At 61.2% G+C, this 15,262-nt stretch carries 16 protein-coding genes; 5 read left to right on the top strand and 11 right to left on the bottom strand.

Features of this window, described 5'->3' with window-relative positions; all coding sequences use genetic code 11:
* Positions 1–35 precede the first annotated feature (35 nt).
* The 4 genes from ACEWPJ_RS01815 to ilvD form a co-directional block, all read right to left on the bottom strand.
* Positions 36–407, bottom strand: coding sequence for a hypothetical protein (locus ACEWPJ_RS01815; protein WP_416510447.1), 372 nt, complete (start codon positions 405–407; stop codon positions 36–38).
* A 10-nt stretch (positions 408–417) separates the two neighbouring features.
* A complete protein-coding gene (locus ACEWPJ_RS01810; protein ID WP_416510446.1) occupies positions 418–1,191 on the bottom strand; it encodes a DUF6478 family protein in 774 nt (257 codons plus the stop codon).
* Between the two features lie 91 nt (positions 1,192–1,282).
* Positions 1,283–1,933: a hypothetical protein gene (locus ACEWPJ_RS01805; RefSeq protein WP_416510445.1), complete on the bottom strand. Its 651-nt coding sequence runs from the start codon at positions 1,931–1,933 to the stop codon at positions 1,283–1,285.
* The gene (gene ilvD / locus ACEWPJ_RS01800; protein WP_416510444.1) at positions 1,914–3,677 is read right to left on the bottom strand and encodes a dihydroxy-acid dehydratase; all 1,764 of its coding nucleotides are present in this window, start codon (positions 3,675–3,677) and stop codon (positions 1,914–1,916) included. The genes ACEWPJ_RS01805 and ilvD overlap by 20 nt, the downstream gene beginning before the upstream one ends.
* A gap of 177 nt (positions 3,678–3,854) precedes the next feature.
* On the opposite strand from ilvD, the gene ACEWPJ_RS01795 reads away from it, so the two are divergent.
* The 4 genes from ACEWPJ_RS01795 (at position 3,855) to ACEWPJ_RS01780 (ending at position 7,820) form a co-directional block, all read left to right on the top strand.
* On the top strand, positions 3,855–4,745 hold the full coding sequence (locus ACEWPJ_RS01795) for a CPBP family intramembrane glutamic endopeptidase (RefSeq protein WP_416510443.1): 891 nt from the start codon (positions 3,855–3,857) through the stop codon (positions 4,743–4,745).
* A gap of 57 nt (positions 4,746–4,802) precedes the next feature.
* Complete coding sequence (gene accD, locus ACEWPJ_RS01790; protein WP_416510442.1) at positions 4,803–5,768, top strand: acetyl-CoA carboxylase, carboxyltransferase subunit beta; 966 nt, start codon at positions 4,803–4,805, stop codon at positions 5,766–5,768.
* On the top strand, positions 5,765–7,039 hold the full coding sequence (locus tag ACEWPJ_RS01785; RefSeq protein ID WP_416510441.1) for a bifunctional folylpolyglutamate synthase/dihydrofolate synthase: 1,275 nt from the start codon (positions 5,765–5,767) through the stop codon (positions 7,037–7,039). The genes accD and ACEWPJ_RS01785 overlap by 4 nt, the downstream gene beginning before the upstream one ends.
* Before the next feature lie 124 nt (positions 7,040–7,163).
* Positions 7,164–7,820: a 5-formyltetrahydrofolate cyclo-ligase gene (locus ACEWPJ_RS01780; protein ID WP_416510440.1), complete on the top strand. Its 657-nt coding sequence runs from the start codon at positions 7,164–7,166 to the stop codon at positions 7,818–7,820.
* Here ACEWPJ_RS01780 and zapE read toward each other — a convergent pair.
* The gene (gene zapE, locus ACEWPJ_RS01775) at positions 7,817–8,899 is read right to left on the bottom strand and encodes a cell division protein ZapE (protein ID WP_416512984.1); all 1,083 of its coding nucleotides are present in this window, start codon (positions 8,897–8,899) and stop codon (positions 7,817–7,819) included. The genes ACEWPJ_RS01780 and zapE overlap by 4 nt on opposite strands.
* 115 nt (positions 8,900–9,014) lie before the next feature.
* Between zapE and ACEWPJ_RS01770 the strand changes: the two genes are divergently transcribed.
* Entirely contained in the window at positions 9,015–10,271 is a 1,257-nt protein-coding gene (locus ACEWPJ_RS01770) for an MFS transporter (RefSeq protein ID WP_416510439.1), read from the top strand.
* A gap of 51 nt (positions 10,272–10,322) precedes the next feature.
* Here ACEWPJ_RS01770 and ACEWPJ_RS01765 read toward each other — a convergent pair whose 3' ends face one another.
* The 6 genes from ACEWPJ_RS01765 to fghA form a co-directional block, all read right to left on the bottom strand.
* Positions 10,323–11,252, bottom strand: coding sequence for an alpha/beta fold hydrolase (locus ACEWPJ_RS01765; protein ID WP_416510438.1), 930 nt, complete (start codon positions 11,250–11,252; stop codon positions 10,323–10,325).
* Between the two features lie 16 nt (positions 11,253–11,268).
* A complete protein-coding gene (locus ACEWPJ_RS01760) occupies positions 11,269–12,186 on the bottom strand; it encodes an ornithine cyclodeaminase family protein (RefSeq protein WP_416510437.1) in 918 nt (305 codons plus the stop codon).
* Complete coding sequence (locus ACEWPJ_RS01755) at positions 12,183–12,809, bottom strand: HAD family hydrolase (RefSeq protein WP_416510436.1); 627 nt, start codon at positions 12,807–12,809, stop codon at positions 12,183–12,185. Before ACEWPJ_RS01755 ends, ACEWPJ_RS01760 begins: the two co-directional genes overlap by 4 nt.
* Before the next feature lie 32 nt (positions 12,810–12,841).
* Positions 12,842–13,810, bottom strand: a complete 969-nt coding sequence (locus tag ACEWPJ_RS01750) for a DMT family transporter (RefSeq protein WP_416510435.1) — start codon at positions 13,808–13,810, stop codon at positions 12,842–12,844.
* A 129-nt stretch (positions 13,811–13,939) separates the two neighbouring features.
* The gene (locus ACEWPJ_RS01745; protein WP_416510434.1) at positions 13,940–14,392 is read right to left on the bottom strand and encodes a YaiI/YqxD family protein; all 453 of its coding nucleotides are present in this window, start codon (positions 14,390–14,392) and stop codon (positions 13,940–13,942) included.
* A 3-nt stretch (positions 14,393–14,395) separates the two neighbouring features.
* Positions 14,396–15,229 (bottom strand): S-formylglutathione hydrolase, encoded by an 834-nt coding sequence (fghA, locus tag ACEWPJ_RS01740; RefSeq protein ID WP_416510433.1) that lies wholly within the window; start codon positions 15,227–15,229, stop codon positions 14,396–14,398.
* Between the last annotated feature and the right edge of the window lie 33 nt (positions 15,230–15,262).

Here is a 15,262-nt window from a genome sequence, read left to right as displayed (position 1 = left end):
CCCTTTCGCAATGTCACGCGAAACGCGGCGTCACGTCAGCCGTTGCCGGTTTCAACGCAATGGCGGCGGAAGGCCCGTTTCAGCATATCAAGCTCTGCCCGCAGCAGGTCGAGTTCGGCGCGGAAGTCATCATCCAGTGCCCGCCCCGCGACAATGGTGTAAGAGCCGAGCCGCTGACCGCTTGCGGTATCGGTGATCAGGACCGTCTGAACGCCGTCCGACATCGCCTCAGCCGGGATTGGAAAGCGTAGGGTCCAGTCGCCTCGCGGACCGTCCATCGGGGAAAGCTCAACGCCCTCCACCGGGGCATCTTCAAAGCTGACGGCAACGTCTGGCGTTCCGTCCCCATCGGAGCGCAGCACGCCCTCCCAAATGCCCGCGCGGGTTCTGATATGGGTCAGGGCCATCGTCATTCCCCTATAGTTCAGACCGCAAGCGGCGGCTAAAGGTCAAATCCCGCAGAACAACCTGATTCATCTCAGGTTCCTTCAAGATCAGATCGACCCAAGCCCGTTCCACCCGCCGTTCGTTCACTTTGGTATAGGCGATGTCAAATTCCATCTCCGCCTCACCGTTGTTCACCGGAAGCTCTCGCACCACTTGTTCGGTGTTCGGGCCGTGCTTGATGTTCAGCCGCGCGAATAGGTCCAGCGGTTTTTCCGTCTCAACAATCGCGTCGAGCCCAATCACATGCCGCTTGCGTAAATCGTGCGTCGCCTCAGCTGGCAGATCAATCGCCAGTGACAGAAAGCTGCCGTCAAACCCGAATACATCCATGCGTAAGCCAAACGGCGCAAGATCCACAGGCCGCGTGTTGCGCAACTGGCGAAACGTGAGTTCCGAGATCGTGCAATCGTGAAATACCGTCGCCTCTGACCCGATCTGAGTCTTGGTCGGCACGCTTGCCGCACCGACCGGGCGCACCGGCCCGCGCCAGATTTCCGGCCGCCACGACCAGTCCGCCCCGATCGGCGCCTGAATCGCGTTCGAACCGATCACCGGCAAGGTTAGTTTGTATTCCGCTTTGTGCAGCACCTCATCCAGCGGCTTTTGCAATTGCCGCGCCCGTGCACCCGCCTGCCTTAGCTGATGCGGATCAAGCGCGTCTGCCTCGTCGGCAAGCTTTGTCCAACGGCTCAGAAGCCGCTTGAAAGCGAGGCGTTGCAACGGTGTTTCGTTTGATTTCGGCATCACAGTCCTTGCACCGGTTCGCCCGGTTTCCACCGACTATATTGCGCAGGATTTGCTTTCATAGATGCAAAACCGGACGGCAAAGCGAAAATCAGATGTTTCCAGCGTTGGCCGCGCGGATTTGCGCAACGAACTGCGCCAATAGCGCCCGGCCTGCATCTGTGGAAAACGGCTGCGCCTCGGTGCCGAACACAGACGCTGACACCAACCGCCCTTTCACGTCAAACAGCGCGCGCCAGTATTCGTCGCGCACATCTTCTGCCAGCCCGTCGCTGGAATCCCGCGCGTGAACGAAAAACACGCCCTCAGCGGCTGAGGTTTCCAACACCTCAACCGTTTCGGCCTGCCCTGTTTGCGACAAGGCCGCCCGCCCCGCGTCAGAATTGAAGAACGCGCCGAACGCCTCCATCGACTCCGCCACCGGAGCGCCTCCGTCAGGCGCGGCAACGGACGCGACCAGCACTCCTGCGACCTGCGGGGTCGGCGCACGGGCCGATTGCGTGACCGACGCGCAGCTTGCCATCAACACAAACGCGCTGTCCGCCGCATCGCGCGTTGCGGATTTATCAACGCAATAGCCGCGCGGACCAGCGACCACGACCTCACTCCCTGCAACTGAGATCCGGCTGTCACCACGCGGCGCACCAAGGCCAAAGCCTGCGCCCTCGCACGCCGTCAGCGACAACAGCGCGATCAATCCAAACGCGACCCGATGGGCCGGTTTAGATATCCATGTAAACATGCCGTTCCGCTTTGCCGCCGGGATGTGTGACCGCACCCTTATGCGTTGCGCCAACCTGTTTGGCGAATTTCCACAAAGCACCTGACGCATAGATCGTTTCCCTCGGCCCGTTCCACTGGGCTTTCCGCTCGGCCAGAACGTCATCTGACAGGTCCACGGAAATCTCACCCTTAATTGCGTCAATCGTAATCACGTCGCCATTTTGCAGCAACGCAATCGGCCCGCAATGGGCGGCTTCCGGCCCAACATGGCCGACACAGAAGCCCCGCGTCGCACCGGAAAAGCGCCCGTCGGTGATCAGCGCGACCTTCTTGCCCATGCCCTGCCCCGACAAAGCCGCCGTGGTGGCAAGCATTTCGCGCATCCCCGGCCCACCTGCTGGCCCTTCGTTGCGGATCACGATGACCTCGCCTTCCTCGTATTCGCGTTTCTGAACGGCGGCGAAGGCGTCTTCCTCACACTCAAATACGCGCGCGGGGCCTGAGAAGACCTGCTGCTCCGCGCTCATCCCCGCAACCTTCACGATCGCACCGTCCGGCGCGAGGTTGCCTTTCAGCCCGACGACACCACCCGTTTTCGACAGTGGATTATCAACCGGATAAATCACGCGACCATCCGCCTCGCGGGTGACCTTGTCGATCTCCTCACCGATGGAATAGCCCGTCGCGCTCATGCAATCGCGGTGGATTAGCCCGGCCTTGTCGAGTTCCTTCATCACGACCGGAACACCGCCCGCTTCATAAAGGTCTTTTGCAACATAGGCTCCGCCCGGTTTCAGATCGACGAAATAGGGCGTGTCGCGGAAAATATCGCACACGTCATCAAGGTAGAAATCAATCCCCGCCTCATGCGCGATCGCGGGAAGGTGCAGCCCGGCATTGGTCGATCCGCCGGTGCAGGCCACAACCCGCGCCGCGTTCTCCAATGCCTGAAGCGTCACGACATCGCGCGCCCGGATATTCTTTTCGATCAGGTTCATGACGGCGCGGCCTGACGCCTCGCCATACTGATCCCGGCTTTCATATGGCGCAGGCGCACCCGACGAATTCGGCAGCGCAAGGCCAATCGCCTCTGACACACAAGCCATCGTGTTCGCGGTAAACTGCCCGCCACAGGCCCCGGAACTTGGGCAGGCGACACGTTCCAACACATCCAGCGCCGCATCCGACAGCCCGCCGGATTGATACCGCCCGACCGCCTCAAACATATCCTGAACGGTCAGGTCACGGTCCAAGAAATCTTCCGGCACATCGGCCCCCGAAGGCGCTTTGCCTGGAAGGATCGATCCGCCATAGATGAACACCGATGGCGTGTTCAGACGCACCATCGCCATCATCATCCCCGGCAAGCTCTTGTCGCAACCAGCCAGCCCGACAATCGCATCATAGCAATGCCCGCGCATCGTCAGTTCGACAGTGTCCGCAATCGCCTCGCGACTGGCGAGCGAGGATCGCATCCCCTCATGCCCCATCGCGATCCCGTCGGTGACGGTGATCGTCGTGAACTCGCGCGGCGTTCCCAACGCCTGCTTTACACCCATCTTCACCGACTGCGCCTGACGGTTCAGCGCGATGTTGCACGGCGCCGCTTCGTTCCAGCAGGTCGCCACCCCGACAAGCGGTTGGTGAATCTCCTCCTCCGACAAGCCCATCGCATACATGTAAGACCTATGCGGTGCACGCGCCGGGCCTTCGGTCACGTAACGGCTGGGCAATTTGGCTTTGTCGAATTTGCTTGCGGACATAATGTCTCTCCCACGTCTGAACGGCACTGGAATAGGCGACCGCAGGCGGTGATACAAGCGCGATTGCGCTTCATGGCCCTGCCTTCTACAGTCTTGAAATCACCCGTCCCGCAACGCTCCGGCCCCACCATTTTCCCAAAATATCCCCGCCGGAGGCTCCAAAGCTCAAATCCACCGATGCGCTATCCCGCCTATGAACCTCTTATCAGCCCCGCGCGCCCGAAGTCCGAGTTTTGGCGCCTCGGCCTGGGTGTGGGGCTGTGCTTTGTCCTCTACCTGATTGGCGCAACGGTCTACACGCAGCTTGTCGCGGCGATGTTTTCGGTTCCGATCTGGGCAGTGGCGGTCGGCCTGACGAACGGGGCGCAACCGGAGTGGACGCTCGCCATGCTGTTCAGCTTTACCGCGATGGCGCTCGCCCCGATGATCGTCGTGAAATGGCTGCACCAGCGCCCGGTTCAGACGCTGTTCGGCCCGCTGCCCAGCACCGTGCGCGACGGTGTTCGGGTGGTCGTCGCCATCGCCATCCTGCAAGTCGTCTTGGAAATCCTGCCGCCGTGGGACGCCTACGGCGCTGTCCGCAACGCCGCGCTTACGGTGCCGCACTGGCTTGCACTGTTGCCGCTTTCGCTTCTCGGCGTCCTGATCCAGACCGGCGCGGAGGAGCTTTTCTTCCGCGGCTACCTGCAAAGCCAGCTTGCCGCCCGTTTCCGCTCGCCGCTCGTCTGGATGCTGATCCCCTCCGCCCTGTTCGCCGCCGGGCATTACGATCCGGTCATGATGGGGGAAAACGCACTCTGGATCACGGCTTGGGCCTTTGCCTTCGGAATGCTCGCCGCTGACCTCACCGCCCGCACGGGCAGCCTTGGGGCGGCCATCGGGTTTCACTTCGCCAATAACGTCTATGCGATGATCATCATCGGCTTTCCGGACAATTTCGGCGGCCTCGCGCTTTATCACCTGCCCTTCACCACGAAGGAACTGGAACCGACCAACCCGCTTATTCTTCTTGATTTCGCAATCATGTTGACCGCATGGCTCGCCGCACGGGTCGCGCTGCGTCGCTGATTGCAATTCACCGCCAGCCGTCTTATTTCAGGGCAACGCGAAAGAGGTGCCACCCGCATGAACTGGATCACGAACTACGTCCGACCCACGATAAACTCGCTGTTTTCCCGGCGCGAAGTGCCAGACAACCTCTGGACCAAATGCCCGGAATGCGGGTCGATGCTGTTTCATCGCGAATTGTCGGAAAACCTGAACGTCTGCACCAATTGCGACCACCACATGGCGCTGACGCCGCGCGATCGGTTCACCGCGATGTTCGATGGCGGAATATTCACCGAAGTCAAAGTGCCCGAAGCGGTCGCCGACCCACTCCATTTTCGCGATCAAAAGAAATATCCCGACCGCATGAAAGAAGCCCGCCGCAAAACCGGCGAGAAAGAAGCGATGCTGGTCGCCGAGGGTGAAATCGGCCGCACCCCGATCGTCGCGGCTGCGCAGGATTTCAGCTTTATGGGCGGGTCGATGGGCATCTATGTCGGCAACGCGATCATCGCCGCCGCCGAACGGGCGGTAAAGCTGAAACGCCCGCTGGTGCTGTTCTCCGCCGCCGGGGGTGCGCGGATGCAGGAGGGCATCCTCAGCCTGATGCAAATGCCCCGCACCACAGTCGCCGTCGAAATGCTGCGCGATGCGGGCCTGCCCTATATCGTCGTGCTGACCCACCCGACGACGGGCGGCGTCACCGCGTCTTACGCAATGCTCGGTGATGTGCAAATTGCCGAACCGAACGCCCTGATCGGCTTTGCCGGAACGCGCGTGATTGAACAGACAATCCGCGAACAACTGCCGGAAGGCTTCCAGCGATCCGAATACCTGCTGGACCACGGGATGCTGGACCGCGTGACCCATCGCAAGGATTTGCGCCGCGAACTTATCACCATCACCCGGATGCTGACCGGTATGCCCCCCGCCGTTGCCGGTGATTTGCCCGCCCCGGCAGACCTTCCCGTGGCTGAGCCGTCCGAACAGGCCGCAAAACCCGATGCGACCGGCGACGCTCCGGCCCCAGACGCCAAGAAATGACGACGGCCACATCCGACGTCATCCTCGACCGGATGATGGCCCTGCACCCAAAGATCATCGACCTGACGCTTGACCGCGTCTGGCGCCTGCTCTCCGCGCTCGATCATCCTGAACACAGGTTGCCCCCTGTGATTCATATTGCCGGCACCAATGGCAAAGGCTCCACCCTCGCCATGATCCGCGCCGGGATCGAAGGTGCGGGGCGGTCCGCCCACGCCTATACCTCGCCGCACCTCGCCCGGTTCCACGAACGTATCCGGCTAGCGGGCGACCTCATCTCAGAACCTGCGCTGACCGCGATCCTTGACGAATGCTATGCCGCGAACGAAGGCGAGGCGATTACCTATTTCGAGATCACCACCATCGCCGCCTTGCTGGCCTTTGCCCGCCACCCCGCCGACTACACATTGCTTGAGGTCGGGCTTGGCGGGCGTCTCGACGCGACAAACGTGATCGACCGCCCGGAACTGACCATCATAACCCCGATCTCTATCGACCATGAACAGTTCCTTGGCGACACGCTGACGAAAATCGCTACGGAAAAGGCGGGCATCCTGAAACGCGGCGTACCCTGCGTCGTTGGCCCACAGCTGGAAGACGCGATTGACGTGATCGAAACGACCGCTGCCAAGCTCGGCGCGCCACTGCTTGCCTACGGCCAGCATTGGCATGTCTGGGAAGAACGCGGGCGGTTGATCTATCAGGATGAACGCGGATTGCTCGACCTGCCGCTGCCCGCCCTGCCCGGCGCACACCAGATCGAAAACGCCGGTGCCGCCCTCGCCGCCCTACGCGCGCTCAACCTTGGCGAACCTGCCTACGACGCTGCGATGACCGACGCCCACTGGCCCGCCCGGATGCAGCGCCTGCGCACCGGCCCACTGGTCGAGGCCGCAGCCGGCGCTGAACTCTGGCTAGACGGAGGGCATAACCCCGCCGCCGGGTCCGCTCTCGCCGCGCACCTGAAAACCTTGCCGCCGCGCCCGACACACCTAATCTGCGGAATGCTCAACACCAAAGATATCGGCGGCTACCTCCGCCCGCTCGCCGATGTCGCCGCAACCCTCACGGCGGTGTCGATCCCCGGAGAGGCGAACACACTTCCGGCTGAAGAAACCGCCGCCGCTGCCAACACAGCGGGCCTCACCGCAACAACCGCCGACAGCGTGGCCAACGCAATCCGCGCCCTCACCGCCAAAGACCCCGGCGCGCGCATCCTGATCTGCGGATCGCTCTACCTTGCCGGCCACATTCTGCGCGAAAACGGCTGACCCCGCTTCATCTTGCCAAAAATACTCATACCGACGGCCCACCAACCACCTCGCGATCAAATTTCGCGCTCCCCCTTCCCGCCGCGCCCCCACCTGATACCCTCGCCGAAAAAGGAGCATGGCCATGAGCGATTCTCGACCTGCCTCTTCCCCCTGCTTCGCGCATGAACTTGTCGCGGGACAACCTGTTGACCCGGACACCGCCCGTGATCTGGCCCGGTTCCGTAAGGCCGAGCGCGCGCGCCTGATCGACGCCCGCCTTGCCATCCCCGCCGATGACCGCGCGGCCCTGGCAGATGAGATCGGCGATATCCTCGATACGCTAATCGACCTCAAGGCGGCCCCCATTGTCAGCCTCTACTGGCCGTTCAAGGGCGAACTCGATTTCCGCCCGTGGATGGCCCGCGCCCATGCCAGGGGAGCCCGCATTGCCCTGCCTATTGTTAAAGCAAAGGCCGAACCGCTGATCTTCCGCGAATGGACCCCCGGTTGCGAGATGACCCGCGGCGTCTGGAACATTCCGATCCCCGCAGAGGGGCCAGAGATTACACCGAACGTCGTCATCTCACCCGTTGTCGGTGTCGATCCCAATTGCTACCGCCTTGGCTATGGCGGCGGCTTCTATGATCGCACGCTTGCCGCCATCGGCCCCGACCGTCAGGTGATAGGCGTCGGTCATCCCGTCGCGGAAATTCCAACGATCTTTCCTCAGCATTACGATATTCCGATGGATGTTGTGGTGCTTGGCGCGGATCACATCCGCCACGGCGAAACGCCCTAACCGCCGCCCCAGCTCGCGTCCTGCATTTCGCGCAAGCGGCTGGCGGTGCGTTCAAACTCAAACACCCCGTCCCCTTCAACGTAGAGCATTTCCGGCTCCGCCGCTGCGGTGCAGATCAGGCGCACCTTCGCCTCGTAAAGTGCATCAATCAGCGTCACGAACCGCTTGGCCTCATTGAAGTTCGACCGCGACAGGCGGGGGATATTCTCAAGCACCAGCACCTTCACCGCGTCCGCAATCGCGAGGTAATCTGCGGGGCCAAGCGCCCGCCCGCAAAGGTCATAAAACGTCGCGCGCGCGACACCGTTGCGGAACGCGGGCAGTTCCACCTGCCGCTTGTTGACGGTCAGCACCAGCGGCTCTGCCTGCCCACCCGACAGATCCTCCCAGATTGCTTTGACGGTGGCGCGGTTTTCATCGTTGACGGGGCAGAAATAGACTTGCTCTCCGTCTAGCCGCCCCTGTCGATAATCGGTGGGGCTGACCAACTCATGCACAATCATCTGCTCTTTCAGCAAGTCGATGAACGGCAGGAACAACTGACGGTTCAACCCGTCTTTGTAGAGGTCATCCGGCACCCGGTTTGAGGTCGTAATCACCACCACTCCTGCATCGAACAGCCGCTCAAACAGCCGCCCGACGATCATGGCATCAGTGATGTCATTGATCTGCATCTCGTCAAAGGCAAGCAGTCGCACATCATCCGCGATCTTCTCAGCAACGGGCGCAATCGCGTCATCGACGCCCTTCTTGCGCGCCACGTGCATCGCGGCGTGGACCTCTTGCATGAAAGCATGGAAATGCACGCGGCGTTTATCGGGGATCGACAGGTTTTCGACGAACAGGTCCATCAGCATCGACTTGCCGCGCCCAACCCCGCCCCACAGATACAAGCCCTGCGGCACCTCTTCGGGCTTGTGAAACAACCCGCCAAGTATCCCACGCTTCTTGGCCTTCGTGCTTTCCAGATGGGTGCGAATATCGTCGAGCACAGGCAGCACGGCTTCCTGTGCGTCGTCCGGCTTTAGCGTGCCGTCGGCGACCTTCCGGTCATATGTCTCTTTCAAGCTTTCGCCCATATCCCCCAATAAATCGCCGCGACCGATATGAAAAGCTGATGTGTCACGCAACAAGGATTGAATTGACGAGGTGCGCAATCTCGGCAACTGTCGCCCGGCGCGAACGGAGATTTTCATGGACGCCACCCGCACCCCATTGATCACGCCGGTCCTGATCGGCGGCTGTATCATCATCATGCTCGGATTCGCGATCCGGGCCTCCTTCGGCGTGTTCCAGATCCCGATTGCCGAGGAATTCGGCTGGTTGCGGGCCGAATTTTCCTTCGCCATCGCGATCCAGAACCTCGCCTGGGGCATCGGGCAGCCGATATTCGGCGCAATTGCAGAGAAATTCGGCGATCGCAAGGCGATCATACTCGGCGCACTCTGCTACGCCGTGGGGCTGGTGCTTTCGTCATACGCTGTTACGCCCGGTGCGCATCAATTCCTTGAAATCCTTGTGGGATTCGGCATTGCGGGCACAGGCTTCGGCGTGATCCTTGCCGTCGTCGGTCGCGCGGCAAGCGATGAACACCGCTCCGTCACGCTCGGCATCGCCACTGCCGCCGGGTCTGCCGGGCAGGTCTTTGGTGCCCCCGTGGCGGAATACCTGCTGGGCTTTATGGCGTGGCAGTCGGTGTTCCTCGTCTTTGCGGCCGCGATCCTGTCGGCCCTGTTCGCGCTGCCGCTGCTTCGCGCCCCGGCCCCCGTCAGCAAGGCCGAACTCGAAGAATCGATGGGGCAGATCCTGACCAAAGCCTTCCGCGATCCGTCCTATACTCTGATCTTCCTCGGCTTCTTTTCCTGCGGCTATCAGCTTGCCTTCATCACCGCCCATTTCCCCGCCTTCGTGACCGAGATGTGCGGCGCGATCGACCCTTCCGGCACGCTCGCTGCTGTCGGGGTCACGACGACCTCCGCCCTTGGCGCGGTCGCGATTTCCCTCATCGGGCTTGCCAATATCGTCGGCACGATCTTCGCGGGCTGGCTTGGCAACCGATACTCTCGCAAATATCTGCTCGCCGCGATCTACACCGGGCGCACCCTCGCCGCGGCGATTTTCATCCTGCTGCCAATCACGCCCACATCGGTCATCATATTCTCGATCGTGATGGGCGCGCTTTGGCTCGCAACGGTGCCGCTCACCGCAGGGCTGGTCGGCTACCTCTACGGGATGAAATACATGGGCACGCTTTACGGCATCGTGTTCTTCAGCCACCAGCTTGGCAGTTTTCTTGGCGTGTGGCTGGGTGGGCGGATGTATGACATCTACGGCGATTACACGATGGTCTGGTGGATCGGCGTCGGGGTCGGCGCGTTTTCAGCAATCGTCCATCTACCGATCCGGGAACGTATCCTGCCCTCGGGTCGTCCTCCTGCTGCAGCTGCGTAAACAAAACGTCCATACGCGATCCATACGTAAACCATACGTCGGATTTCGGGGCTACAGCCCCTCGCGCATCAATTCCTGAAGCGCGGCGCGAACCTCCTTCGGGTGCGTATAGGCCAGCCCATGCCCCGCCCCCGGAATTGCCACCTGCCGCGCGTCGCGATGAAGTTCCGCAAGCTTCCCAAGGCCGGACAGGGGGATCACGGAATCCTCCTCTCCCCAAATCGCAAGAACCGATATGTCTGTCGCAGCAATCGCCTTGTGTTCCTTGATTTGCACCGTCCGCAGCATGTGCCGGGTGCTTGACAGAACGGCGCGCAGGAAACCCCGCTTGCGGGTTTCGGCTTCCTGCAAATCGTGAAGGTCCGGGATGGCAGAGCTTGCCGCGGCAGCTTCGGCCCGGATTCCCCGGCGCAGCATCATGCCGCCAATCACTTGCATCAGCCAGTCGCCGATCAACGGCGTGTTCGCGGCGAATTTCATCAGCCCGCCCAGATCGTGCCCCAACCCGGCGGGCGCCAGCAATACGACCCGTTCCACACGCTCAGGATGCTGCGCAGCAAAGGCCGTGGCGATGGCCCCGCCCATCGAATAACCAAAGATCGTGACAGCCTCCGAAACCTCCTGATCGTCGAGCAAAGCATTCAACTGCTTAAGAAAGAACGCCGCGTCATGATCCCCGCCTGGGCGGTCCGAATATCCGCGTCCGTAAAGGTCATAGGTCAGCACACGAAACCCGATATGGGTTAGATCATCCACGATCGGGTCCCACACAAACCGGGGCGTCGTCAGGCCATGAACGCAAACCGCGACCGGCCCATCGCGTGGCCCCGTCCAGCGGTAATGCGTGACGCCCTCGGGCAATTCCGCAAAGCGTCCGGGGGCGGTTTCGCGGACGGCTTCATCCACCGGCTGGCGCAGCGCCTCCAGCACGAACGGCAGCGCGATCAGCGCCAGAATGCCTCCAAGAAGCCACCAGATCATTCGCTCTTCGTCCTCCCTACCGGGCCCGCCAAGCCTCCAAAATATAGCGACTCGTCATCAGGTCCAGATGCGCGCCGCCACCGTTTTTGAACAGTGTAATCTCATCATCCGATTGGCGCGCGAATTGACCCGAGTCCAGATCGTAGTAATCCGCCAGAACATGCCCCCGGTCAATAACCCCTTGCGAAATCGGGATTTTCAACTCTCCGATATGGTCAAGCGTCGTCGCCCGGCTATCGACAAACACCCGCGCTTTCCGCAGCGCCTCATCATCGGCTTCTCGCATATCAGGCCGGTAGGCGCCGATCAGGTCGACGTGCTGACCGGGTTGCAACCACGCGCCCTCTATCACCGGGTCGGTCGACATTGTGGCCGAGGTCACGATATCCGCCCCCCGCACGGCGACCTCCAGGTCCGCTACGGCATGAGTGTTGTCAAACCCTTCCGCAAACGCTTCTGCATTCTTCACGGTCCTGCTCCACACCTGAAACTCAGCATCCGGGAAGGCGCTGCCATAGGCCAGCCGCAGGTTTCGCCCCACCGTTCCCGACCCCACGATCAGGATTTTCCGACTGTCCGGCCGCGCGAGGATTTTCGCGGCCAACAGGCTATCGCCCGCTGTTTTCCAATTGGTGACAAGGTGAAAATCAATCACTGCCTCCAGACCGCCATCGCGGTCGGAATAAAGCGTCACCCCGCCATTCACCGTCGCCTTTCCCTGCGCCGGATTGCCCGGAAAGATCGTGGCCGATTTCACCAGGACGCCCATGCCATCGATCCATGCGGAGCGGGATAGCAGGGTGTCATCGCGCCGATACAGAAACGTATCGTCAATCTCAGCCGCGGGCAGGGTGTGCCCGGCCCTTATCGCGTCGGTCAGGCCGTCCCAACTCAGCAGTGCGTCCGCCTCTGACCCAATCACCTCAAAGCTCATAACCCCGCCTCCGCCTTGCTTAGCAACCCTTCCTCGACCAGCCGCTTGGCCCAGCCTTCCGGCCCCTCGAACAGATGCGCCTGCCAACCCCGTTCGCGGGCGACATCAATGTTGTCAGAACGATCATCGGTGAACAAAAGCCGATCCGGCGCGACGCCGCAATCCTCCTCGACCATGCGGTAAATCTCTGGATCAGGCTTGATGACCTTCATGTGCCCCGAGATGTAGCGCCTGTCAAATTCACCCAGAAAGGGATATTGCGTCTCGGCGTAATCGAAACTCTCAATCCCGAAATTCGTCAACGCGAACACCGGAGCGCCCTTCGCCCGAAGCGCCCGCAGCAAGGCAACCGAATGATCGATAACGGGCGTTGCAAGTTCGATCCAATGATCGTGCCACATACGGATTTCATCGCGGAACGATGGCGTCGCATCGGCCATCGCATAGATCGTTTCGCGGAACGGCCCGCCCAAATCTACCTTATCGTTCATCGCGTGAAGGTCGACCGCCGCGAACATCTCTCGCCGTCGCGCTTCGCCAATCACGCGGTCATAATACCGCTCTGGCTGCCACTCGATCAGCACGTTTCCGATGTCAAAGATAACTGCATCCACAGCCGCCATATCGCGCCCTTTCCCGCCTGCTTTCGGCAAGCCTAGCGGCGGGCGCCGCGATGTGCCAGAGGGGTGCGGCGGTTCTCAGCCGTCTCGCGCCAGAACACGAACAACCCGGCCCCGACGATCAATGCGCTTCCAACCCAGCCGTTGAAATCCGGCCATTCGCCAAAGACGACGACGCCGAAAATGATCGCGGCGATGAGCGCAGTGTATTCAAGCGGTGCGATCAAGCTAGCCTCGGACAGGCGATAGGCTTGGCTGATGAAATAGCCTCCCAACCCGATGCTGACCCCGATCAGCCCAAACAGCGGATAGTCGTCGGGCGCGGGCCAAATCCAGCCGCGCACCAAAAACTCAAACATCCCATCGCCGCCCTTGGACAATGCTCCGTCGCCAAGCACGAGGCCGATTGAGCCGCTGACCAGAATGAACGTCAGTTGGATATAAAACGCCATCGTCGACGCGCGTTCCGTCCCCCCTATATGCCGCGTCAGAATGTGCAGAAGCGCATAGCCGACCGCTGCCACCACGGGCAGCAACATCGCAATACGAAAACTCTCTGCACCGGGCCGCAGCATAACGAGAACACCGAGCATCCCGACACCAACCGCGACCCAACGCCGCCGACCGGCCCGTTCCTTCAGAATCAAAACCGATAGGGCGGTAATAATCAGCGGGCTGATAAAGAACACCGCGACCGCGTCCGCCAAGGGCAGCACTGCCAGCCCGGTAAAGAACGTCATATTGGCAAACACAACGCACAGCCCGCGGGCGATGTGCATGACAGGCCGCCGTGTCTTTAATAGGTGAAATCCGCCCTCAAACGGCATGATCACGACAAACAGGACCACCAACCCGATTACAGACCGGATCAGAACAATCTGATGCAGTGCATAATCGCTGCTTAAAAACTTGATCGTTACGTCATTGATCGAAAAACACAGCACAGCGATCAGCGCCGACATGGCGCCTAACGTGGCGTGTCCGGGGGTGCTTAGCGTGTGCATCGACGTCTCCATTCGCCATCCGCTTCACCACATTCAAATGATCGGGGTCTGTTCCGTCTGCGACACCACCCGGTTTTTCGCCGCGCGGCCTCGTTTCATCTTGCCAAAAATACTCAAATCCCGCTCGGCTCAGCCCTTCATGGCGGCCCGGATTTCTCGCTCCAGCGCATCCAGAAACCGCGACCGGTCCGCCTTTGAAAACGGCCGCCCACCGCCCTGCCGGAACGGATCTGCCGCCCGCAAATCCGCCATCAAATCGCGCGAGGCGAGCTGTTGGCCAATGTTGCGTTCGTTCAGTGGCTCTCCATTGTGCCGCAGAACCCGCGCACCGGCCGCCACGCATTTCGCGGCGAGCGGGATGTCCCCGGTGATCACCACGTCGCCCGCACCAGCGCGGTCCGCAATCCACATATCCGCAACGTCCGGCCCGTCCGGCACGATCACCGTTTCGACCAGCGGATGCGATGAGGGACGTATGCCACCGTTTGACACAACGAACATCCGCAAGCCGTGGCGGGTCGCGACCCGTTCGGCCTCGGCCTTGACCGGGCAGGCGTCCGCGTCAACGTAGACGGCGGTCATCGGCTACTCGGCATAGAGCGCGTCGGCGTGGAATGCGACGTGGTCTTCCATGAAGGTCGAGACGAAGAAATAGCTGTGGTCGTAGCCTTTCTGCATCCGAACCGTCGCCTCTTGCCCGCGTGTTGCGATAGCCTCTGACAGTGCGGCTGGTTTCAGCAGGTCAAAGAACTGATCGTCGGACCCCTGATCGACCAGCACCGGGCCATCGAACCCTTTTTTCCTCATCAGAAGGGTCGCGTCATGCGCCGCCCATTTGGCCGTGTCATCGCCAAGATAAGCCCCCAGCTGCTTCCGCCCCCAATCGCTTTCCGTCGGGTTCGCAATCGGCGCGAAGGCAGACACGGACCGGAACCGCCCCGGCAGGTTCATGGCGAGGGTCAACGCCCCGTGCCCGCCCATCGAATGGCCGGTGATGCCCTGGCGCTCAGGATCAATGGCGAAGTTTTCGAACACCAGCTTGGGCAGTTCCTCCGCCATATAGTCCCACATCTTGAAATGCGCGGACCACGGCGCTTTGGTCGCGTTCACGTAGAATCCTGCGCCTTGGCCAAGATCGTATGCTTCATCATCAGCGACGCCCTCGCCCCTTGGCGACGTGTCGGGAAAAATCAGCGCGATCCCTTCTTCTGCCGCCCACGCCTGTGCGCCCGCCTTTGTCATCGCATTCTCATGCGTGCAGGTCAGGCCCGACAGATACCAAAGCACCGGGACGGGGCCATCTTCCGCCGCTTCCGGCAGGAACAATCCGAAGGTCATGTCACAGGCGCAGGCCGATGAGGTATGAGTATAAACCCCCTGCGTTCCGCCAAAGCATCTGTTCTCAGAAACAGTTTCCATCGTTCTCTCCCCTGTTGACCATTGGCGGCGTAT

The sequence above is a fragment of the Aliiroseovarius sp. YM-037 genome (genome assembly GCF_048060095.1).
GTDB lineage: Bacteria > Pseudomonadota > Alphaproteobacteria > Rhodobacterales > Rhodobacteraceae > JBLUOA01.
This window is presented reverse-complemented; position numbering and strand designations above follow the sequence as displayed.